The sequence below is a fragment of the Pontibacter mucosus genome (genome assembly GCF_003054055.1).
GTDB classification, from domain to species: Bacteria; Bacteroidota; Bacteroidia; order Cytophagales; family Hymenobacteraceae; genus Pontibacter; species Pontibacter mucosus.
In genome coordinates, this window is the sequence record NZ_QBKI01000007.1 from 289,564 (window position 1) to 310,552 (window position 20,989).

At 55.5% G+C, this 20,989-nt stretch carries 16 protein-coding genes and 1 tRNA gene; 4 read left to right on the plus strand and 13 right to left on the minus strand.

Annotation, left to right across the window (positions count from 1 at the left end):
• Positions 1-2 precede the first annotated feature (2 nt).
• From C8N40_RS15080 to thpR, 9 genes are all read right to left on the minus strand, one after another.
• The gene (locus C8N40_RS15080) at positions 3-533 is read right to left on the minus strand and encodes a hypothetical protein (protein ID WP_245905141.1); all 531 of its coding nucleotides are present in this window, start codon (positions 531-533) and stop codon (positions 3-5) included.
• Positions 534-890: 357 nt separating this feature from the next.
• On the minus strand, positions 891-2,711 hold the full coding sequence (locus tag C8N40_RS15090; protein ID WP_108212661.1) for an ABC transporter ATP-binding protein: 1,821 nt from the start codon (positions 2,709-2,711) through the stop codon (positions 891-893).
• A 1,058-nt stretch (positions 2,712-3,769) separates the two neighbouring features.
• Complete coding sequence (locus C8N40_RS15095; protein WP_108212663.1) at positions 3,770-5,248, minus strand: sodium:solute symporter; 1,479 nt, start codon at positions 5,246-5,248, stop codon at positions 3,770-3,772.
• A gap of 67 nt (positions 5,249-5,315) precedes the next feature.
• Positions 5,316-6,332 (minus strand): MBL fold metallo-hydrolase, encoded by a 1,017-nt coding sequence (locus C8N40_RS15100; RefSeq protein WP_108212665.1) that lies wholly within the window; start codon positions 6,330-6,332, stop codon positions 5,316-5,318.
• Between the two features lie 200 nt (positions 6,333-6,532).
• Positions 6,533-7,186 carry a hypothetical protein gene (locus tag C8N40_RS15105; RefSeq protein ID WP_245905142.1) on the minus strand — a complete coding sequence of 218 codons (654 nt, stop codon included), beginning with the start codon at positions 7,184-7,186 and terminating at the stop codon, positions 6,533-6,535.
• A 96-nt stretch (positions 7,187-7,282) separates the two neighbouring features.
• Positions 7,283-9,115 carry a M61 family metallopeptidase gene (locus tag C8N40_RS15110; protein ID WP_108212667.1) on the minus strand — a complete coding sequence of 611 codons (1,833 nt, stop codon included), beginning with the start codon at positions 9,113-9,115 and terminating at the stop codon, positions 7,283-7,285.
• A gap of 225 nt (positions 9,116-9,340) precedes the next feature.
• Complete coding sequence (locus C8N40_RS15115; RefSeq protein WP_108212669.1) at positions 9,341-10,027, minus strand: class I SAM-dependent methyltransferase; 687 nt, start codon at positions 10,025-10,027, stop codon at positions 9,341-9,343.
• 35 nt (positions 10,028-10,062) lie between these two features.
• Positions 10,063-10,554 carry a CinA family protein gene (locus C8N40_RS15120; RefSeq protein ID WP_108212671.1) on the minus strand — a complete coding sequence of 164 codons (492 nt, stop codon included), beginning with the start codon at positions 10,552-10,554 and terminating at the stop codon, positions 10,063-10,065.
• Positions 10,555-10,571: 17 nt separating this feature from the next.
• Complete coding sequence (gene thpR / locus C8N40_RS15125; RefSeq protein WP_108212673.1) at positions 10,572-11,159, minus strand: RNA 2',3'-cyclic phosphodiesterase; 588 nt, start codon at positions 11,157-11,159, stop codon at positions 10,572-10,574.
• Positions 11,160-11,228: 69 nt separating this feature from the next.
• Between thpR and C8N40_RS15130 the strand changes: the two genes are divergently transcribed.
• Together C8N40_RS15130 and C8N40_RS15135 are read left to right on the plus strand one after the other, a co-directional pair.
• The gene (locus tag C8N40_RS15130; protein WP_108212674.1) at positions 11,229-11,948 is read left to right on the plus strand and encodes a phosphatase PAP2 family protein; all 720 of its coding nucleotides are present in this window, start codon (positions 11,229-11,231) and stop codon (positions 11,946-11,948) included.
• Between the two features lie 107 nt (positions 11,949-12,055).
• Positions 12,056-12,137: transfer RNA gene (locus tag C8N40_RS15135), tRNA-Leu, on the plus strand.
• A 723-nt stretch (positions 12,138-12,860) separates the two neighbouring features.
• On the opposite strand, the gene C8N40_RS15140 is transcribed toward C8N40_RS15135, so the two are convergent.
• The 3 genes from C8N40_RS15140 to C8N40_RS15150 are packed head-to-tail and all read right to left on the minus strand — an operon-like array spanning position 12,861 to position 15,905.
• Complete coding sequence (locus C8N40_RS15140) at positions 12,861-14,495, minus strand: ArnT family glycosyltransferase (protein ID WP_108212675.1); 1,635 nt, start codon at positions 14,493-14,495, stop codon at positions 12,861-12,863.
• A gap of 5 nt (positions 14,496-14,500) precedes the next feature.
• The gene (locus C8N40_RS15145; RefSeq protein ID WP_245905143.1) at positions 14,501-15,157 is read right to left on the minus strand and encodes a lipid-A-disaccharide synthase N-terminal domain-containing protein; all 657 of its coding nucleotides are present in this window, start codon (positions 15,155-15,157) and stop codon (positions 14,501-14,503) included.
• Positions 15,144-15,905, minus strand: a complete 762-nt coding sequence (locus C8N40_RS15150; RefSeq protein ID WP_108212677.1) for a glycosyltransferase — start codon at positions 15,903-15,905, stop codon at positions 15,144-15,146. Before C8N40_RS15150 ends, C8N40_RS15145 begins: the two co-directional genes overlap by 14 nt.
• Positions 15,906-15,928: 23 nt before the next feature.
• On the opposite strand from C8N40_RS15150, the gene C8N40_RS15155 reads away from it, so the two are divergent.
• Entirely contained in the window at positions 15,929-16,705 is a 777-nt protein-coding gene (locus C8N40_RS15155) for a phosphatase PAP2 family protein (protein ID WP_108212679.1), read from the plus strand.
• A gap of 4 nt (positions 16,706-16,709) precedes the next feature.
• On the opposite strand, the gene C8N40_RS15160 is transcribed toward C8N40_RS15155, so the two are convergent.
• Complete coding sequence (locus C8N40_RS15160) at positions 16,710-17,753, minus strand: NAD-dependent epimerase/dehydratase family protein (RefSeq protein ID WP_108212681.1); 1,044 nt, start codon at positions 17,751-17,753, stop codon at positions 16,710-16,712.
• Positions 17,754-18,099: 346 nt separating this feature from the next.
• Between C8N40_RS15160 and C8N40_RS15165 the strand changes: the two genes are divergently transcribed.
• Positions 18,100-20,976: a tetratricopeptide repeat protein gene (locus tag C8N40_RS15165; protein WP_108212682.1), complete on the plus strand. Its 2,877-nt coding sequence runs from the start codon at positions 18,100-18,102 to the stop codon at positions 20,974-20,976.
• The last annotated feature ends 13 nt before the right edge of the window (positions 20,977-20,989 follow it).

Genomic DNA, 20,989 nt, shown 5'->3' on the forward strand with positions numbered 1-20,989 from the left:
TCTCAGAAGCTACGGCCTATACTTAACCCAAAACGAGGCACCACTGCCAGGCCAGGCGTGTCGGATTTGTTCTCTGGTGAGACGAAAGGCGTAACAGCCAGCCTGACCAGCAGCCCGCCGCGCGGGTCCTGGTAGCGGAAGCCGATGCGGGCAAAGTACATGTTCTGCATCAGGTCGGGATGATCGGTAAAGCGACGGGTATAGCCCAGGCCAAACTCCACGTGGTTCTGGGTAGCCCCAATCATGCCCAAAGCCTCTACCGGCACAATGGGGTATACTCCCGGCTCGCCTTCCTGAAAAAACAGGTTAGTACCGACGCCTGCACGCACTGCGGCCTTAAAGTTATAGTACTGGTACACAATGCGGTCGAAGTTGAGGGAGTAGGTGTCGGAGGAGCCGCTTACCTCCAGGTAATAGGCGTTACGGGCGGTAAAGGTACCCGGCCGCCGCTGGGCCTGTGCCACCTGGGCCAGTAGCAGAAACGAGAACAGAAGGGTGCTATACTTTAGAGCTGAGCTAATAACAGGGTGCATGGGCCGCTTATTCGAAAATATCGCCTAAAGTATATCTATAAAACATAAAATCCTACTGCAGCCGGTGCCGCAGCAGGATTTTATGTTTTATAGATATGACAAGTATGAAAACAGAATCAGCTTAAAGTATAAAAAACCCATAGCAGCGAGACCCTTCCTCAAGTTGTTAAACCTGTTCTGCCAGCCACCAAGATCCTTTCAGGATGGTAACAGAACAGAAGCTGATCCGCGGCTTTTATACTTCGTCCAGCTCTAACTTTTTAACTTTCTAACCCTCTAACTTTCTAACTCCAAAGACGCAAGGTATTGCGTCTCTACAACTCTCAAACTCCTAAACTCCCCAACTCTCTAACTTCCCTAGCTTAGCTCGAACTGCAGGCGCAGCAGGTTGGCGTACATGCCTTCCGGGTTCAGCGACAACTGCTCATGCGAGCCTTCCTCCACAATCTCCCCGTTCTCGATCACCAGGATCTTATCTACCTTGCGGATAGTGGCCAGGCGGTGAGCGATTACGATGGTGGTGCGGCCTTTCATCAGCTCGTCCATGGCCTGCTGCACCAGGCTTTCTGACTCGGAATCGAGGGCGCTGGTGGCTTCGTCAAGTATAAGGATGGCGGGGTTTTTAAGGATGGCGCGGGCAATAGCCACGCGCTGGCGCTGGCCTCCGGAGAGCTTAATGCCGCGCTCACCCACCAGCGTGTCGAACCCTTCCGGGAACGTCTTGATGAAGTCGTAGGCGTTGGCCTTTTGGGCGGCCTCAATAATTTCTGCTTCTGTAGCCTCCGGGCGGCCGTAGGCAATGTTCTCGCGGATAGTGCCCCCAAACAGCAGCACCTCCTGCGGCACCACGCCAATGTTGCCACGCAGCTCCGTCAAGTTCATCTGGCGGATGTCTTTTCCGTCCACGGTTATACTTCCACCCAGCACATCGTAATAGCGCATCAGCAGTTGTATGATGGTGGATTTACCGGAACCGCTCGGACCAACCAGGGCCACTTTTTCGCCAGCCCTTACGCTGAAGTTAATGTCGCGCAGCACCTGAATGTCCTGGCGGGTAGGGTAGGAGAAGGCCACGTTCTGGTAGCTGATGTCGCCTTTCACGCGCGGTATCTCGCTCAGGGCTTTTATACTTTTATCGGTAGGCTCCTCCTGCTCCTGCAGTATTTCCAGGATACGCTCGGTGGCTCCCAGCGCGGCCTGCACCTTGCCGTAGAGATCGCCCAAACCACCCACCGAGGCACCGATAAACACAGTATAAAGCACAAAAGAAACCAGGTCGCCCTGCTCGATATCGCCGTTGGCCACCAGGGTAGCTCCGTACCAGATCACAAGTATAATCCCGCCGAAAAGGCCCACTATGATGAAGGTGATGAAGGCCCCGCGGTAGTAGGCTCCGGCAATAGCTGTTTTTACGGCCTTGCTCAGGGTGGTTTGATAGCGGCCCACTTCAAACATCTCGTTGGTGAAGGCCTTCACCGTGTTTATCGCATGCAGCGTCTCCTCCACAATCACGTTGGTGTTGGCCAGCTCATCCTGGGTTTTCTTGGAGAGCATCTTGATTTTGCGGCCAAATACCAGCGCCAGCGCCACCAGCACCGGGAAGGTAGCCAGCATAAACAGCGACAGCTTGATGGAGGTCCACATGATGATGATGACGCCCACAATAAGCGTGGTGGTCTGGCGGAACAGCTCGGCCAGGGTGATGGACATCGCGTCTTGCACCTGGGCCACGTCGGTGGTGATGCGGCTGGTGATTTCACCCACGCGGCGTTTCTCGAAAAACGAGATTGGCAGCTGCACAAACTTGCTGTAGAGGTCGCGGCGGATGTTGGCCACGGCGTTCTCGCTCACCTGCGCAAAGAAGTATACCCGGAAGAAGGAGAAAATGCCCTGCAGCAAAATAACGGCAAACAGGCCCATTGCAATCATGTTGATGTCCTGGAACAGACCTGTAGTGTTGCCGGCTGAGGAGTCGAAAAGCTTGCCTACCAGGTACGGGAAGGCCATAAACGTGAGGCTGGACAATACCAGAAACACCAGGCCGACAATAAATTTATACTTGTAAGGTAGGACGTAGCTGAAAATCCTCAGGCCCCGGCGAAAGCTTTCCTTGGTGATCTTCTTTCTGCCTTCCTTATCCTGTTCGCCTCCGCCAGACCCGAATCCGCGTTTTGCCATTAATAGTAAGCTGCTTAAAGTGTTTAAATGCCCCGCCCGCCCCTGTAGCTGGGGCGTGGCGCTTTAGAGGTGTGGCGCTATAACAACAGTTAAAACAAGTATAAGATGCCACCTCTCTGCAAAATACTGCAAAGGTACGGAATATGTGGGAAAGTAAGGAGGGTTTGTTCAGGAGGCTTGGATGGGTTGCGGATGGGAGCCGGATGCTTGGGTACACGGCCCAAGCATGCATTATACTTTGGCTATACTTTTATACCCTTCTTCTTCTGCTGGCGCGAGTTTGCAACTCGTGCCTACTATGATGTTGGGTTTGTAGCCCAACTGGCTTGAGAAACCATACTTTATACTTTGGCTATACTTCCAGCTTATACTTTATGCTTCTGAAATGCATTTATACTTCCGGTCTATACTTCCCCCATCCCGAACCAAGCTATACTTTCAAATCACCATTATCCCTCTAGTTCCCACCAACCTATCGTTGCATCTCCTGCTTTCTGCCCTCCTAGGCCGGGAGGCCTCGCCTTCGGGCATCGCGCTGTGTTCCCTCCTTGCCTCGCTTCGCTCAGCATGCCCTTGACGGGCACCGGATCTCACAAGGCGCTCTTTATACGAGGGCCCCTACCCCCACCCAAAGGCTGGGAACAGTTTCGATAGCCGTGGCTGACGGAGCTTCAACCAAAGTCCCCCTTTGAAGGGGGTAGGGGGATGTAATCGTCAGCAAATGATTCCCCTCTTGGGAGTGGCTAGGGGTGGGTTTATACTTTGTAGGGACAGGTCGCGACCTGTCCGCGCAATATCCGCAACTACGAAACTTATACCTTAGGAATAGTAATCACAGGCTCCCCGCCTTGGCTAAGGAGGGGTTAGGGGTGGTTGGACCCGGTATTGCAGAAACTCCCTCCCTGTTCTTAGGGGAGGGCTGGGGTCTAGCAGGCACCGGTTGTCTTGGTTTTGCAAAACCCTCATACAGTTCTAAAGGTCTTATAGTATAAAAAAGCCACCGCCCTTCCCTGAAAACAGAAGAAGGCGGTGGCGCTTTATATTATATAAAGTAAGTATTACGCCGTCTGTTGCTCGCGTGCCAGCTCCAGCTCGTCTATTCTCCCGGCCGACACGGCCATCAGGCCAACAAATGTCAGGAAGCCGTTGAGGATTAGCACCTCGAAGCCAAACTCGTAGCCCCAGAACCAGTCAGCTGAGTTGTAGCTGATAATGAAGGTAAGCAGCGGGGCGATGATGCAGACGGCCGGCACCAGCCTGTCGCGCACGGCACGCTTGGTGTAGATGCCGAAAGCATACAGGCCAAGCAGCGGGCCATAGGTATAGCCAGCCACCTTAAACACGGCCGTTACCACGCTGTCGTTGTTGAGGATCTCAAAAATAATGATAACCAAGCCCATGACCAGGGAAATGCCACCATGCACGATATAGCGCAGGCGTACACGCTCCTGCTCCGGACGATCCTTGAAGTTTAGGAAGTCCACGCAGAAGGAGGTGGTCAGTGCCGTAAGGGCAGAGTCGGCGGAGGCGTAGGTAATAGCAATGATGCCCAGTATAAATACGATGCCGGCAAAGGCTGAGAAGTGGTTAAGGGCCAGGAATGGGAACACATCGTCGCCTCTCTCCGGCAGGGCAATACCCTTCGCCTGTGCATAAATGTAAAGCAGGGCACCCAGCGAAAGGAACAGGATGTTCACCACAAACAGGATGATGCTGAACCAGAACATGTTTTTCTGGGCCTCGCCAATGTTCTTGCAGCTCAGGTTCTTCTGCATCATGTCCTGGTCCAGGCCAGTCATTACGATGGTGATGAAGGCACCGGAGAAGAACTGCTTAAAGAAGTTTTTGCTGTCTTTGCCATCCCAGAAAAATACCTGCGAGTATTCGCTGGCCGTGATTGTATCCACCAGTCCCTGGAAGCCCAGGTTCAGCTCGTCGGAAATCAACCAGATCGTAATCCCGACAGCGGTAAGCATAGCGGTGGTCTGGAAAGTATCCGTCCAGATGATTGTCTTCATCCCGCCCCGGAAAGTATAAACCCAGATCAGGGCAATGGTGATCAGCACGGAAACGGAGAAGGGAATGCCCAGCTCATCGAAAACGGCCAGTTGCAGCACGCCGGCAATCAGGAACAGGCGAATGGCCGCCCCAAGCGTGCGCGAGAGCAGGAAGAAAGCCGCCCCCGTTTTATAGGACCACCACCCGAACCGGTCTTCCAGGTAAGTATAAATCGATACCAGGTTCATGCGGTAGTAGAGTGGCATCAGCACGGTGGCTATCACGAGGTAGCCCAGCAGATAGCCCATCACAAACTGCAGGTAGGAGAACTGCGCCCCTGCCACCATGCCGGGTATCGACACGAAAGTAACGCCGGACAGGGAGGTGCCAATCATACCAAAAGCCACCACATACCACGGCGAGGAGCGGTTCGCCAGAAAGAAAGTCTCGGAGTCGGTGTTGCGGCTGGTGAGGTACGAGATGAAAATCAGAATACAGAAATAGCCTAGAATAAGGCCTATGATAAGGGTAGGGGACATGGTTAAGCTATAGGTTCTTAGAGGTTATAATCCACAAATATAGCAAAACTATGTTCCGGCACCACCCCTAAATTAGCTCATCCAGCAGCACCGGCTCGCCAATGGCCGGCATGCGCAGGCCCTGTAGCATCCCGGAGGCGGCAATCTGCTCCAGCAGGCGCACCGGCTCGCTTGGCGGCTCATCGCTGAGGTCGTAGGTGCCGTAGTGCATGGGGATGAAGGTGCCGCCGCGCAGCAGGTTGTACGCTTTCACGGCCTCATGCGGGCTGAGGTGGCTTTTCTGCATCAGGAACGAGGGTTTGTAGGCTCCCACCGGCATCATGCAAACATCCATAGGGCCCAGCAGCTGCTCTATCTCCTCGAAGTGGGGGGCAAGGCCCGTGTCGCCGGCAAAGTACAGCGTGTGCTCCCTGGTCTTCAGCACGAAGCTTCCCCACAGCACCTTGTTCATGTCGCGGATCCCACGGCGGTGCCAGTGCGAGGCAGGCATAAAGTATACTTCCACCTCATCAGGCACCAGGTCATACTTCTGAAACCAGCCGGCCTCCTGGTAAGGCAGGTGCGGGTCTATACTTCGCAGGATGTCGCCGACACGGAGCGGGGCCAGGGCCTTGAGCTGCGGGTTATGCTGGAAAACCACCTGCACCGATTTTTTGTCGAGGTGGTCGCGGTGGGCGTGCGAGAGCAGCAGGAAATCGATGTTGCGCAGGTCCTCCGGCTGGCAGGGCAGCCCCACGCGGCGCTTCAGCAGCGGCAGGTCGAAGAGCACGGGGTCGGTCAGAAAGGTGATGCCGCCCAGGCGCAGGAAAAAGGATGAATGTCCCAGCCACACGAGCATATCCCGGTCATCATGGATAAACGCCTTGCCCTGCTGCACATGCGGCGTGTAGTGGTCGAGCTTTTTCTGCTCCCGCTGCGGGTTGCGGCTCAGCTGCCAGCGCAGCACTTTGCTGAAGTCGGGGTTATAGAGCTCGCTGCCATTGGCGAAGCGCCCATCAATGGTCTTGTTGCCTCGGTAGCCGGGTTTTATGGTTTCGAGGCGCTCGTTTTTCAGGTGGCGGATAAGTGTGTTATGCTGTTGCAACGTTTGTCTTCGTTAAGTAGTCGTTCGGGAGCGGTGCCTGTAGCTAAAACCTTTGCCCAGGCTCTCCGTTTTGCGTTCATTCCCTCTGTATACTTCTAAAACGGTCAGTTTGGTTAGGATAAGGCCTTATAAGGCTGAAAAAAACGCTTCCCCGCCAAAACAGGGAAGCGTGCTATACTTTTTTTCGAGGCTGCTGCCCTTTACCAGTACCCGTACCGGCTGCCGTAGCCCGGGCCATAGTATGGGTTACCGTAAGGCGAGGCGCCGTCGGTATAACGGATGCCGCCTGTTACACTCAGGTGCTCCGTGATCTTATAAGTGGCCCGGAAGTCAGCGCCCATGCGACCGGGGCTGTAGAGGCCGCCTCTGAAGTCGTTGGTGGGCAGGTTGGAGAAATCGCGCCAGATGTTGCCGCTCAGGATCAGGCGGTCGCTGGCCAGGTAATCCACGCCCACGCTGCCGATGTAGTGGCTGCCGCCGCGGTTGCGGTAAAGCACCGTGGTGCCCTCAGGACCGGTAACCGGCACGTTGTAGCCGGAAGTATGCACGTAAGCCAGGCTGGTGTTTATCCTAAAGCGGTTGCTGACCTGGTAGCGCACCGAAGGCTCCATGTAAGTGGCGCTGCCAAGGCCGTTGCTGAAGCTGGCGCCCATGTTCAGGCCGTAGCTTAACTTGGGACCCTGCCAGGCGGGTTTCTCCGCCTTTGTTTGCTCCTTTTCTACGGTGGCCGTCGGGACAGGCGTGGTCTGAGCCGGCTCGGGCGCAGCCTCCAGGCTCGGCTTTACGCTCTGCGCCAAGCCTGGCCCGGCATACAGCAATCCGGCAACCAGTAGGGTTCTAAGTATATTTTTCACGTGGAAATGGCTCAAGTATAAAATCTTATACTAAGGTACGGCTTAGATGGTTCAAATGCAAAACGCGACGGCCCGCCATAAAGTATACGGGCACTGCTATTTAGCTTTTGCCCCCAGCCATCCCGCGCGGAAGGACTGCATCTGCGGCGTCAGTTGCTTGCCTATACTTTCGTAAGGCACTACCTCGAAGAGCGGCACTTCATCCAGTACAAAACTGGTGGTGCGGGTCTGGCCATGCCGTGTGAAGGTAACCGGTACTACATCGCCGGGTTTGTGCTTTTTGAGAATTTTCTCCAGCTCTTTTTCTGATTTAAGCTTGCGCCCGTCAAAGGTCAGGATCACATCGCCCTTCTCGAGGCCGGCTTTGTAGGCGCCTGTGTGCACAAACGTGCCGTTGGCAATGGTGGCCGCGCCATCCTTGTAGGTGAAGTTAAGCATGCTCACCGTAGCCTCACCCGGCTTGGACTTTCTCAATTCTAGCCCGGCCAGCGCGAGCAGTGCAGCATAATCGGGCAATTCACTTCCTAAGATGCTCTCCGCGAAGAACTTTCGGGCAAAGGCAGCATCGCCGGTTACCTGTGCCAGCGTTTCCTCCACATCAGCCATGGTATAAGGCTTTTCGGTGGCGCCATACTTTTGCCAGAGCGCCTGCATAAAGTCGTCCAGCGTTTTGTTATAGTCACGGCGCAGCGTCAAGTCCAGGCCCATGCCAATCATGCTGCCGTAAGTATAGTAGGAGATAAAGGTGTTGTGGCGGTTCACAGGGTCCACGGAGCGGGCGGCGTCCACAAAAGGCGCCTGCTGGCTCATTTCCACCAAACTGTGGTACTGTCCGCCCGGCGAGAGCAGCACGTAGTTCAGGTCTCCGGCCAGGTCAGAAGCATACTTTTTCAGGTCGAAAATGCCGGCGCGGGCCATGGTCAGGTCACCGTAGTAGCTCGTGAAGCCCTCGGCCAGCCACAGCGCCTCGCTCATGTTGGCCTCCTGAAAGTTGAACGGCTCCAGCGATTTTGGACGTAAGCGCTCCACGTTCCAGGCATGGAAAAACTCGTGCGACACCGTGTTGAGCAGCGGCCCCATGGCCGTGGCCAGCGGGCGCGAACTGGTCAGGATAGTGGAGTTGCGGTGCTCCATGCCGTCGCCGGAGGCCTGCGGAAGATAGCAGCCGATGAAGGTATAGCGGCCAAAATCAAACGCCGGAAGCTGCCCGAACACGGCCTGCTGCTCAGCTACGATGGCCTTAGTGTGCGCCACGTACTCCTCAAACTGCTCTTTGGTACCATGGTGGTGTAACGCGACCTGTATGGTCTGCGGCTTGCCGCCGCTATTCACCGTCCACTCCGCAAAGTCGAAGTTGCTTAGCTCCATGGGGCTGTCCATCAGGTACTGGAAGTTGGGGGCGAAGTAGGTGTTGCCCTGCTCATGCCGCAGCTGCGTGGCCACTTTCCAGTTGCTGCCTTGCGGGATGTGAAAGGTGAGGTAAGCCGGTGCCTCCTCGAACTCGCGCGCGTACATCAGGCTGGCCGGCGCGTTCAGGTGGGCGTGGGTCTCGTCTACAGCGGCATAGGTGCCGTCGGCCTGGTCGGCAAACAAAGTATAGCTGACAGTGGCCTTGCCCTGGTGGTTGAGTACACCCCACTCGTTTACGTTCAGCCGCACCAGTTGCAGCGGCTGCCCCTGCGCGTTGCTGGCTTTGACGTTGTACACATTCTTGGCAAACTCGTGCAGGGCATAGCGTCCGGGCGAGCTGCGCGGCATCAGTACCTTCAGGGTATCACTTTGAATATCAGAGAATGTAACTTTTATCTCGGCCTCGTGGTGCGCTGCGTTCGGAAAAGACAAGTCATAAGTAACCTGCTGCTGCGCCAGCGCCGGTTGCATCATCAGCCCCATCGCCAGCCCCAACAGGCCATATACTTTTGGTTTCATTTATAAGGTCAGTGTAGTTGGAAAGTTAAATATAGGGATTGGTAAATAGGGGAGCAACTCTTATCAGTTAGCAATTAACAGTTATCAGTTATCAATAGATTGTTGATAATTGTTCTGCTATGCTTTAGCCATAGAGTGCACCGTATAACGTCTCCACACCCTCTCAACTTTCTAACCTTCTAACTTTTTAACTCTCTAACTCCAGAGACGCCAGGTATTGCGTCTCTACAACTCCCAAACTCCCAAACTCTCTAACTCTCTAACTCTCTCCAGCGTTTTTGCCTGCACCATCCCCCCATAAAAAGCCTGGCTATACTTCTCGCGGAAGCCTAAGGCGGTGAAGTGGGCTTTGTAGTCGGGTAATTGCGTGGCCTGCACATGGCTGAGCCATCCGAAGAACGTATACATGCCCCGGATTAACAGCCGCTGCCACCAGGGGGTAGGCTGCTGCATGGGCCAGAAGTCGGCGAAGAGCCATTGGCCACCCGGTGATAAAGCGGCTGCCAATCTGCTCATGAGCTCCTGTAGCCGCTGCGGCGGGAAAAGATCTAAAAGAAAAGGAGTGAAGATGACATCGAACTGCTCCCCGGGATTTATACTTTGCTCGGTGCCGAGACGGAAGGTGACTTGGCACGGATGCGGTTTTTTATACTTGCCATACTTTCCTTCGGCGCGCTGCAGCATGGCCGGGGCGGCCTCTACGTATAAAATATCGAGCTTCTTGCCGGTTTGCAGCAGCTGCTCCAGCAGCCAGCCCGTGCCGCCGCCAATCACCAGCACGCGCGCCTGTGGCGGCACGAAGGGAAGCAGGGCCAGCTGTGCCTGCTCCAGGGAATTGCCATACACCAGCCGCGCCAGGGCATCGTAAAAAGGGGCAACCCGATTAAATCCGCTATCAGGGAGTTGGGGCAAAGTATAAGTGATTGGTGCGGGCGCTAAGGTAAGGATTAGCGTTTGTAATGCTGCTCCAGGATACCCTGTAACTTCTGAAAGATGTAATCGACCAGCTGCTTGCGTATACTGTCGGTGTTGCCCTCAAAGTGCTCCCGGAACTCCTCGGCCTTGCCGTTATAAAGTATGGATACGAACATCGTGCCCACGGGCTTTTCCTCGGTTTCGGAGCCGCCAGGCCCGGCCAGGCCGGTAGTGGCCACACTGATGTCGGCGCCCAGCATCTTCTTCAGGCCCATCACCATCTCGTTGGTCACCTGCTGCGATTCTGCCGTATAGAGGTCCAGGGTCTGTTTCTTAACGCCCAGCAGCTTCTGCTTTACCTCCGGCTGGTACACCACCAGGCTGCCTTTCAGCACATCACTGCTGCCCTTTGCCCGCACAAACTCCGAGGCCAGCATGCCGGCCGTACAACTCTCGGCAAATGCCACGGTCAGGCCCTTGTCCTTCAATCCCATTACCAGCTCGGTAAGTTCTGCTTGGTTCATATATGCTTGTTAGAAACTTAAATGGCAGCTTGTTGTACTGTATTTGGCAGCTGCGGGTTGTGGCCCAGCGGGTAGCGTTCCAGCACCGAGTAAGTAGGATGGGGCGAGCCCAGCACCGATTGCCACAGGCCCACCTCCTGCACGGGCAGCTCCAGCGGCTTTTCTGAGATGACCAGCGGCAGCTCCCGGGGCAGCTGGCTGTCTTTCCGGAAGCGGGCCAGCGTAATATGCGGAATGGCCTTCAGGTTTGCTGGGGGCTGCGCAGCCAGTTCTTTGGTCAGGTGCCTGCTCAGGGCCTCAAAGGAAGTATGCGGGGCAAATCGTGCCCATATCAGGCGCGGGTGCCTGGGTTTGGGGCTGGGCTCCGTCTGCTCGAACTGCAGCGTAAAGGGCTGGTGCTGCCGGGCCACGCGCGCTACCCGCTCTTTTATACTTGGTAGTTCCTCCGCCGGCACGTTGCCGATGAAGAAGAGCGTGAGGTGCAGGTTCTGGGGCGGCAAAAAGCGCAGCGCCGGGTGTGTAAATTGCTGCAGATGCTGCTGCAGTTCCTGCAGCAAAACGGCCGGAAGAGGGGCAGCCACAAATAACCTGATGCTCTCTTTCATAGTTTACGTATGATGGTATTCTGTAGGAAACAGGATTTAAATACGCTTCTAAGATGATAACGTGATAGTATGATACGCACTTTCTATAAACGGATGGTGGCCTCTGCGGCGCTTTTTACCGTGGAGCTGGTCTTTATTTGGGCGCTGTTTATCGCCTGCATTGTGGTGTTTCTGTGGCTGGGCCGGGAGATAATGCAGGGCGAAGAAGTATGGCTCGATGAGGCGGCCTTTGGCTTTGCGGCAAGCCTCAGCAGTCCTTTCATGGACGGGCTTATTAAGTTCGTTACCTTTTTCGCATCCCGGCAGTTTCTGACGCCTGCGGCTTTGGCGCTGGTGGCCTATTACCTGTTTATCCGCAAGCACCGCTGGAATTCCGTGAGGGTGCCGGTGGTGGCGCTGGGCAGCATCACGCTCAACATTCTCCTGAAGTATTTCTTTGACCGCGAACGGCCTATGTCGCCCTTGGTGGACGCCTCCGGGCTGAGCTTCCCGAGCGGGCATAGTATGGTGGCGGCTTCGTTTTACGGGCTGCTGATTTACCTGGTGTGGCACAATGTAAAGGATGTGCACCTGCGTAACCTGCTGATCGCGCTGTTGATTATTTTTGTAGTCCTGATTGGGTTCAGCCGCATTTACCTGCGCGTGCACTACGCCACCGATGTGTTGGCCGGCTTTGCCGCTGGTTTTCTGTGGGTTGTGATCGGGCTGACGCTGCTTCGCCGGCTGGAGCGCTACTCGGGCAAGGAGATTACGCCCTTGGTGCTGGAGGAGACGGAGGAAAAGGAATAATTTTTTTGGTTTGGGTATTGACTTATCTGAAAGCTTCTATTACTTTTGCAATCCCAATAAACAAAGGGTTAAAGGGTTTTGGGACGTTAATTGATATAGTGCATCAAGCGCAAGTGGCGAAATTGGTAGACGCGCTGTCTTCAGGCGGCAGTTCCGCAAGGTGTGAAGGTTCGAGTCCTTTCTTGCGCACACTAAATCATAAAAAGGCTGATCTTTCGAGGTCAGCCTTTTTTGTTTTTATAGCCTGGTATACTTTAGCCTTACTTTGTACTTCGGCTATACCGCTGTTTCGGACATCCTTGTCCGAAACCAATGCTGCTGCGGACTTCCAAGTCCGCGTAAGCTATACTTTAAACTTGTCAGTTTATACTTTCCTAGCCGCTGCTCCCTTCCACTCGAACCAAGCTATCCTTGCTAGCTGCCGTTCATCCTCTAGTTCCCACAAGCGTCTCGTTGCATTTCCGGCTTTGGTGACCTCCTAGGCCGGGAGGCCTCGCCTTGGGGGTAGGGGCCCTCGATAAGGGCATCGCGCTGTCTACATTTCCTTTGCTCCTGACGTCGCAATGCCTTTCAGGCACCGGAAATCTAGAAGGCGCTCAACCCAAAGGCTGGGAATCATTCGATAGCTTTTGCCATGCAACTTGAACCAAGTCCCTCTTTGAAGGGGGTAGGGGGATGTAATCGTGTACAGAGATTCCCCTCTTGGGAGTGGCAAGGGGTGGGTTTATACTTTGTAGGGACAAATCGCGACCTGTCCGCGCGAGAACTGAGGCTATGAAACTTATACCTTAGGAATAGTAACTACAAACTCCCCGACTTGGATAAGGAGGGGTTAGGGGTGGTTGGACCCGGTAAATGCAAACAAAATCACCGAGCTGTTCCAAATTGAATGCGCAAGTGTCGATGTCATCCTTAATAATACACCGTCCACTCACCCACCTGCCGTTGCTCGTCAAAGTACTTAAGCATCCATCGCCGCTCCTCGGGAAGCTCGTTTTTTACCACCAGCACCGGCTCCTGCTGTAGCAGATCTTGCAGCCGCTGCATAGACTCCGGGCGGTTCAGTTGCAGCAGCTCCTGGCGCCACTTTTCGTCGCTCTCAAACTGTACTTCCCGCACCAGTTTGTCGCTGCCGTCATCAATTGAAACGATACTTTTGTTAAGCTCGAAGGCCAGCGAAGGGAGCAGCCTGTTATACACCAGCACCGGCCGCTGCTCCAGGTTGTGCTCCAGGATTACCTCGGCAATGGGGCGACTGCCATTCGTAAACTGCGGGTTGTGCTCCAGCAATTTAGTGGAGTAGGGCAGGAGCAGCGCCGTGAATACCAGGGCACCGTACACCAGCTTCTGCTGCGGCAGCCGCTCGCCGGTCCAGAGCACTGCCAGGGCGCCTAGTATAAGCACCGGAAAGGTGAGCACCCGCCAGGGCAGCGTGATGCCGACAGGCAGCAGCGGTGCCACCAACAGCGCTACCGTTAGCACCACCAGGTACAGCAGGCCATAGTTCATGGCCTTTCTGGCGGTTTTCTCTGGCATGTGGATGAGAAGCCAGGTAGTCAGCAGCGCCTGACCTGCAAAAATAGGCAGGATGTAAAGTATAAGCTTGGACCCGGAAAAGGAGAAAAAGACCAGCGGCACCAGTATCCAAAGTATAAACAGGCGCTTGAGCGGGCGCGGCATCTCCAGCAGGTGCCGGAAGCGTGCAAAAAGTATAGCCGACCAAGGCAAACTCAGGGCGGGAGCCAGTACCAGGTAAAACCACCAGGGCTTGGAGCGGCCAAAGGTTTCGGGGTTGGCGTAGCGCTGCACAGTATGCTTAAACAGGAAGTAATCTACAAACTGCGCATCCTTAACCATGAGGTAGATGTACCAGGAGCTGCCCACTGCCAGGAGGAGCAGCAGCGCCGGCAGGTGGTGCCATCGGGAAGTATGGTTGTCAGGCGAAGTATAATTTCCCCCAAGGCCAATGGCCACCAGTACCGGAAAGATCAGCCCTACAGGCCCCTTGGTAAGGAAGGCCAGCGCCAGCAGCAGGTAAAAAAAGTATAGCCAACCCGATTTTGCCCTAGTTTTATACCTTAGCCAGGCCAAAATGGCGGCCAGCTCAAAGGTGGCCAGAAAGGAGTCTGTTGTGAGGTTGCGGGCTGAGACGAGCACGGCCGGAATGGTAAAGTATAAAACAGCCGCCAGCAGGGCCTGCCGCGGATTTCCGAAAAGCACTTTTGCAATCAGGTAAACGAGCCATACTTGCAACAGCAACGAGAACTGCAGGAAAATGCGCGCCCCGAAGGCATCAGGGCCAAACAGCTCCATCCCGAAGGAGGTGATGATGTAGGTAAGCGGGGGTTTGTGGTAGTGCTGAATGCCTAGCAGGCGCGGGTGCAGCAAATCACCGCTCTGCCACATCTCGCGGCTAATCTCGGCGTAGCGGGCCTCGCTGGTCTCCACCACGCCCCACCCTCCCAGGTTAAACAACAGAAGCAGCAATAACACAAGCAGCAGGCCAAGCAAAGAGCGGTCTGCATTCGTTTTGCGGATAAGCAGCATCAGGGCTAGTTAGGTGTAGAGTGTTCAGGGGCCGAACGTTGCTCACGCAGCCCAAGCATAAAGTTACGAGTATAAGCGGCTACACCAAATATCTGACCTAAAAACAGCACAGGGTCCAGGCGCAGCACGGCGTAGGACATGATCATGAGGCTGCCTACCAGGCTGATAACCCAGAAACCGATGGGGATAACCGACTCCTGCAGCCGCTCCGAGTACCACCACTGGTACACAAAGCGCAGCGTGAAGATCAGCTGTCCGGCACCACCCCAGGCGATGAGCGCCCCGGAGATTTTACTGTGCTCCATGATATAGCTGAAGCTATAGGTATCGCTCCAGAGGAGCCAGCCAACAGCCACGAACGGGAAAAGCAGTGCTCCCCAGCGGATGGGCCAGGCCAGCTCGTCCCATACATTTTTGAGCTTGATGTTGCGCAGGTAAATAAAGTAGGAGATCAGCTGCCCGCCCACAATCACGATGTCGCTGCGCAGTGCGCCGTAAGCCATTAAAAGTATGGAGGCGACCATGCTGGTGGTCCAGAAGGAGGCGGGGGAAAGCACGCGCCCGGCCCGCTCCGAGGATACCCACTGTATCAGGATGCGCGCCGAAAACAGCAGCTGCGCCAGCAGGCCCACGCCGTAGATGAGCATCTCAGAGATGTCCATTGGCTACAGGCTGGTTCTCAAACTCCTCGGCAATACCATACTTTATATAGCGCTTGCGCATCCACCGGAAGGCAAACGTATCGTTGAGCGGGCCCCAGAGGCGGTTGAAAAGGTGGTACTTGGAGTAACCGGCAAAGCGCTCGAAGTGCTGCACCGGCAGCTGCTTCACCTTGCCACCCTGCAGTTGTATGAGTGCGGGCAGGAAACGGTGCATGCCATCAAAAAAAGGTACACGCTTGGCAAAGGCGGCGTCCATGATCTTTAACGGGCAGCCGGTATCCACAATGCCGTCGTTTATCATGTAGCGGCGGAAACCGTTGGCAATTCTGGAGGAGATCTTCTTGATAAACGTATCCTTGCGCTTGGCCCGGATGCCGATCACCATCTCATGATCTGGCACATGCTCAAGCAACAGCAGGAAGTCCAGCGGCGAGGTCTGCAGGTCGGAGTCGATGTATCCGATGTGCGTGGTTTGGCTGTGGTCGATGCCGGCCTTGATGGCCGTGCTGAGACCGTGATTGCGGTCCAGGGAAATGTAGCTGTAACCCGCACTGCCCTGGCAGATCTGGCGGATGAGCGCCAGGCTGCTATCGGTAGAGCCATCGTTTATGAAGAGTACCTGCGTGGGCACCGGCGCCTGCACCAGAAAAGCATCCATGGCCTCGCGGAAGCGCTGCAGGCAGCCCTCCTCGTTAAAAACCGGTACCAGTACCGTCAGTGTTATTTGCTCTGTGTTCCGATGAAGCATTCTGCCTACTTATTTATGGTTTAATGCATGTTTTTAAACAGCAGCTGCAGCAGCTAAGTTTATACTTTAACTACATTATTTCGCTGCCCGTATCCTCCTACAATATGAGGCAACGGCTAACCCAGACTTTCCTGCGCCTGCTGGCGCTGCTCACCGCCGAGGTGCTGGTACTGGGCCTGGCCATGTTGCTCTGCCTGGCGCTTTTTTTCTTTATGGCGCACCTGGTGTTCGTCGCCCGCGACAATACCCTCGATGCCGCCCTTTTCGCATTTGCCGACCGGTTTTCCTCGCCTGCCATGACACAGGTAATGCGGGGCGTCTCTTTCTTTGCCTCTTTTGAGTACCTTTTGGTCGTGCCGCCGCTGGTGGTGCTGGTGTTCAGCTTTTTCAGGGGCTGGCGCTGGTTGGCGCTCAAGGTACTGCTCATCTCATTTTCCACCTCCATCCTCAACCAACTCCTCAAACGCTACTTTGAGCGTCCCCGTCCCGAGACAGCCCTGCTCGAGCAGTCGGGGATGAGCTTCCCCAGTGGGCATGCCATGATTGGCGGAGCCTTCTATGGGGTTCTGATTTACATCGTTTGGCGCACGGTACGCGCGGAAGTATGGCGCTGGGTGCTGACGCTCTTGCTCACGCTGCTCGTGTTGCTCATCGGCTTTAGTCGCATCTACCTGCGGGTGCACTATGCCACCGATGTGCTGGCCGGTTACGCAATCGGTTTGCTCTGGCTGATGCTTTCTTTATACTTCATGCGCCGCCTGGAGGCTAGCTATAGCAGGAAGTATGAGCAGCAGGTATAAGCCGTCAGGGCACTGCCAGCGCGGGCACCCCATGGTACTCCCTGAACCAGGCCACAAACCGCTTCAGCCCTTCTTCCAGCGTGGTGTGCGGCGTGGTGCCAGTTGCCTTGGCCAGTTCCTCCACATCGGCATAAGTGGTTTGCACGTCGCCCGGCTGCATGGGCTGCAGGTTCAGCCTGGCCTTGCGCTGCAGCAGGCACTCGAGTATGGCTACCAAGTTTAGCAGCTGCTCGGGCTTATGGTTTCCAATATTATAGAGCTTAAATGGCACAGGACTCGCCTCTGGCCGCACGTCCAGCAGCCGCACGATGCTTTCCACCACGTCGTCCACATAGGTAAAGTCGCGTAGCATATCGCCATGGTTAAAGATGCGGATAGGCGTGCCCGCTACAATGGCCTTGGCAAAGCTGTAGTAGGCCATGTCAGGCCTGCCCCAGGGGCCATACACGGTAAAAAAGCGCAGGCCGGTGGTGGGGATGCCGTACAGGTGGGCGTAACTGTGGGCCATCACCTCATTGGCCTTTTTAGTGGCAGCATAAAACGAGATAGGCGCATCGGTGCAGTGGCTGGTGCTAAAGGGCGTCTGCTCGTTAAGCCCATAAACCGAGCTGGAAGAGGCAAACAGCAGGTGCTTTATCTGATAGCGGCGGCTGCACTCCAGCACATTGGCAAAGCCAACCAGGTTGCTTGTTACGTACTCCTCCGGGTGGTCGATGCTGTGGCGCACCCCGGCCTGTGCCGCCAGGTTCACCACCACGTCAAACTCTTGGCCAGCGAACAGCTGCTCCAGGGCCGCCGCGTCTGAAATATCGAGCTGCTGGAAGTATAGGTTTGGTGATTTTATACTCTGGATGGGAGTTTCAGGGGCTACAGAAGTTATGCAGAATCCCTGCTGCTCGAGCCGTTTATACTTTAGCTGCGGGTCGTAATAGCTGTTCAGGCTATCCACGCCCACCACCGTGTGGCCGTACTGCTGCAGGGCCAGCACCAGGTGATGGCCGATGAACCCGGCACTGCCGGTAACGAGTATGCGCCGTATTGCACCCATATGTATGCTTTAGAGGTGGCAGCTAAAAACGAGGTCAAAATTCAGGCAGGAATCTGTAGCAATTCTGAAGAACTTCTGGTATTTCTACTATATTTAGATTATGTAATAATATTATATTTATTTGAACTTTAAGAATATTAGAACGCCTAATTACTGTGAAGAGTTCTACATAGAAGAGCATAAAAAATTTGATGAATTGCTGGCCCGTGACAACATTACGAAGCAAACCGGCAGGAGGGAATTATAGGGAAACAGCTGCGGTCCTCAGGAAGATAATGGCTGCATGCTTTTATCAAATGCCGGAAAGTCATACTTTTAGCATTCAATAGCATAGTGCCCCATACCCATGTTGACTTTCCATAAAAAATTACTGGTTTATACTTTCGGATTTCTGCTAACACTGCCTGCCCTGGCCCAACACCCCGACGAGGTGGCGGCGGTGCGGCAAAAGCTGCAGCAGGAGCGGCGGCAGGCGCTGGCGGCAAGTATAGACCCGTCCCCAAAAGCCCTGCGCTTGCTGGAGCTGGGCGCCTTGCAGGAAGCAAAGCAGGTGCTGGCAAAGGCCCCCGCCGGCACCGCGACAAAGCTGGCGCAGGCGGAGGTGGCCATGCTGGAAAACAGGTTTGCCGAGGCCGAAGCACTGGTAAAGCAGGTGCTGGAGGAAAGTCCGCAGCAGCGGGAGGCGCTGTTGCTGCAGGGCAGGCTGCAGGTACAGGCCTGGGAACTGGAGAAGGCGAAGGCTACGGCGGAGCAGCTGCTCACAAAAAATCCGACCGATGAGGAGGCTGCCCTGATGGTGGGGCGTGTGCTGATGCTGCAGAAAAAGTATGACGAGGCGCTGGTGTGGGCCAAAAAGGTGCAGGGCTGGAACCGCAACAGTGCCGGGGCCTGGCTACTGGAGTCGGATGTGCATTTCTGGAACCAGAAGCCCGAGCTGGCCGAGCAGCCGCTTATCAACAGCCTTACCCTGAACCCTTTCAATGCCGATGCACGCTTTAACTACGGCTACGCCATCTGGCGCCGCGTGGATGCCACCCAGCTCAACGCCATGGCCGCGCAGTGGGAGCTGGCCCTGGAGCTCAACCCGTTGCACTACGTCACGCACTGGCATTGGGGCAACGGCCATACTAACCTCACCTACGCCGACTACGCCCAGCCGGAGGACGAGCAGGTGCGCCAGGAGCTGCAGCAGGCGGATAAACTCCTGTCCGAGAACAAGCTGAAAGAGGCCCTGGGGGAGATAGAGCAGGTACAGCAAAAGTATAAAACCTCGGTGCTGCCGGCCATGCTGCGCGGCTCCGCCTATTACATGGCCTTCGGGATGGACCGCCAGGCGCGCCTGGATTCGGCCGAGGCTGTTTTCCAGCGTATCCTTCAGAAAAAGAAACACTATGGACCGGCGCACAATGCCCTGGCTGCCGTTATCAAGCAAAAGCAACTCACCTACCTGCACAACTACGACTCGCTGCAGCAGGTGGTACAACAGACCGTCATCAAAGACCCGGTAAACTTTGCCAGGGTCTTCCCGGATGTGACCTATTACCCCGGCGAGGAGGTGCAGAAGATGGTGTGGTCGCAGCTTTACGAGAGCATCGTATACTTTCCGTTCCTCTCCAAGCAAGGCGAAACGTTTGTGATTCCGCCGCTGCACGTGGACCTGGCCATTGCCATGAAATCGCCTTATTTTAGGCAGGCTACCACTTTTGATAACCGCCAGTGGATGGACATCCGGGGTGTGGGCAGCGGAGCCGCAGCCATTGAGTACGTAGTGCGCGGATCATACCTGGAGCGCAACGTGGTGCTTCATGAGTATGTGCACCTGTTCCACGGGCGCGTGTTTACCGATGCTGAGAACCGTGCCGTGCGCCGCCTCTACTACAATGCCATGGAGCAGGGCCGCACGCTGGATTACTATTCGGCCAATAACGAGCACGAGTACCTGGCCCAGACCTACCCGGCTTATTTTGAGCCTGTGAAGGTGCACCCGCTCAACCATAAATCCATCAATACCACCGCTGATTTAAAAGCCAAGGACCCGGAGCTTTATACGTTCCTGGATGGGCTGGTGCAGCGGCAAAAGGCCTATCTGGCTGGCGACAAACAGGCCATGGCTAGTAACTGGGCGCAAGTATACCTGAACCTGGCTACCCGGGCACAGCGGCAGAACGAGCTGCAGAAAGCGACTTTATACTTAGACAGTGCCTTGGTTTGGGATAAAAATTACCAGCCAGCCTTGCTGGCCTATGCCGGCGTGGAGCAGCGGCAGAAAAAGTATAAGGAGGCCCAGGCTTGGCTGGAGAAAGCCAAAGGCATCAACCCGGACTATGCCCCCATTTACCTGGCAGAGGCCGAGCTGCAGGAAACCATGAAGCGCAATGGCAAACTCAACGCCCACGACGCACTGGTGAGCCAGATGGCGCTCTACAAAAAAGCCGCTGAGCTGGAAGACGACCTGCTGATGCAGGCGCAGGTGAACCAGCGCTTCCGGGAGTTTTTTGTGCACTACGGCATGGTGCCCGAGGCCATTGCCGTGGCACAGGCTTACGTAGAGAACGCCCCGACTATCTCCACCTACCTCCGCGACCGCCGCGATGAGGCACTGGCTTATGCCAACTGGCTGAAGGGCACCACCAGCATTAACCCGGAGGCAGAGCAGGAGTTGAGAAGGCTGGTATCCCTGAAACCGCAGAACTACGAACTGCGCCGGCAGTATGCCGAGGTGCTGGCGACGCAAGGCAAGTATAAGGAAGCCCACGAAACACTGGCCGAGGCACAGCGCATCCTTACCGCGGCTGGCAACCCGCGCACAGACTACATGGCGCTGATGGCTACGTATCAGCTGCAACTGCAGAGCAATGAGGCCGCCCGTGCCGCTGCGCAAACCCTGCTGGATGGCAAGAAAACCCTGCAAGAGGCGGACCGCCACCTGCTGGTGCCCCTGTTTGCTGCGCTGGGGCAGGGCGATAAAGCGAAAACTACCCTGAAGTCCCTGCCAAAACCAGCAACAGTGGTAGAGAGCGCGAAAGTGCTGACGGCAAAGGGACACTTGTATGAGGCAGAGGGCAAGGTAAACAGAGCCATCCAGGCCTATGAAAACTCGCTGCTGCTGTACCCTTACCAACTGGAGGTGCGCCAAAGCCTGATACGCCTGCTCCAGAAGAAAGGCCGCACCCAGGATGCCGAGGATGTGGCCGGAGCGGGCGAGCAACTGGTACATTCCTGAACAAACAAGCCAA

Bases quoted from the DNA above. Each gene is read 5' to 3' on its own strand.
- C8N40_RS15140 (WP_108212675.1), bottom strand. From the start codon at position 14,495: ATGCTGCTTATCCGCAAAACGAATGCAGACCGCTCTTTGCTTGGCCTG.
- C8N40_RS15165 (WP_108212682.1), top strand. From the start codon at position 18,100: ATGTTGACTTTCCATAAAAAATTACTGGTTTATACTTTCGGATTTCTG.
- C8N40_RS15080 (WP_245905141.1), bottom strand. From the start codon at position 533: ATGCACCCTGTTATTAGCTCAGCTCTAAAGTATAGCACCCTTCTGTTC.
- C8N40_RS15110 (WP_108212667.1), bottom strand. From the start codon at position 9,115: ATGAAACCAAAAGTATATGGCCTGTTGGGGCTGGCGATGGGGCTGATG.
- thpR (WP_108212673.1), bottom strand. From the start codon at position 11,159: ATGAAAGAGAGCATCAGGTTATTTGTGGCTGCCCCTCTTCCGGCCGTT.
- C8N40_RS15155 (WP_108212679.1), top strand. From the start codon at position 15,929: ATGCATGTTTTTAAACAGCAGCTGCAGCAGCTAAGTTTATACTTTAAC.
- C8N40_RS15090 (WP_108212661.1), bottom strand. From the start codon at position 2,711: ATGGCAAAACGCGGATTCGGGTCTGGCGGAGGCGAACAGGATAAGGAA.
- C8N40_RS15120 (WP_108212671.1), bottom strand. From the start codon at position 10,554: ATGAACCAAGCAGAACTTACCGAGCTGGTAATGGGATTGAAGGACAAG.
- C8N40_RS15145 (WP_245905143.1), bottom strand. From the start codon at position 15,157: ATGGACATCTCTGAGATGCTCATCTACGGCGTGGGCCTGCTGGCGCAG.
- C8N40_RS15150 (WP_108212677.1), bottom strand. From the start codon at position 15,905: ATGCTTCATCGGAACACAGAGCAAATAACACTGACGGTACTGGTACCG.
- C8N40_RS15095 (WP_108212663.1), bottom strand. From the start codon at position 5,248: ATGTCCCCTACCCTTATCATAGGCCTTATTCTAGGCTATTTCTGTATT.
- C8N40_RS15130 (WP_108212674.1), top strand. From the start codon at position 11,229: ATGATACGCACTTTCTATAAACGGATGGTGGCCTCTGCGGCGCTTTTT.
- C8N40_RS15160 (WP_108212681.1), bottom strand. From the start codon at position 17,753: ATGGGTGCAATACGGCGCATACTCGTTACCGGCAGTGCCGGGTTCATC.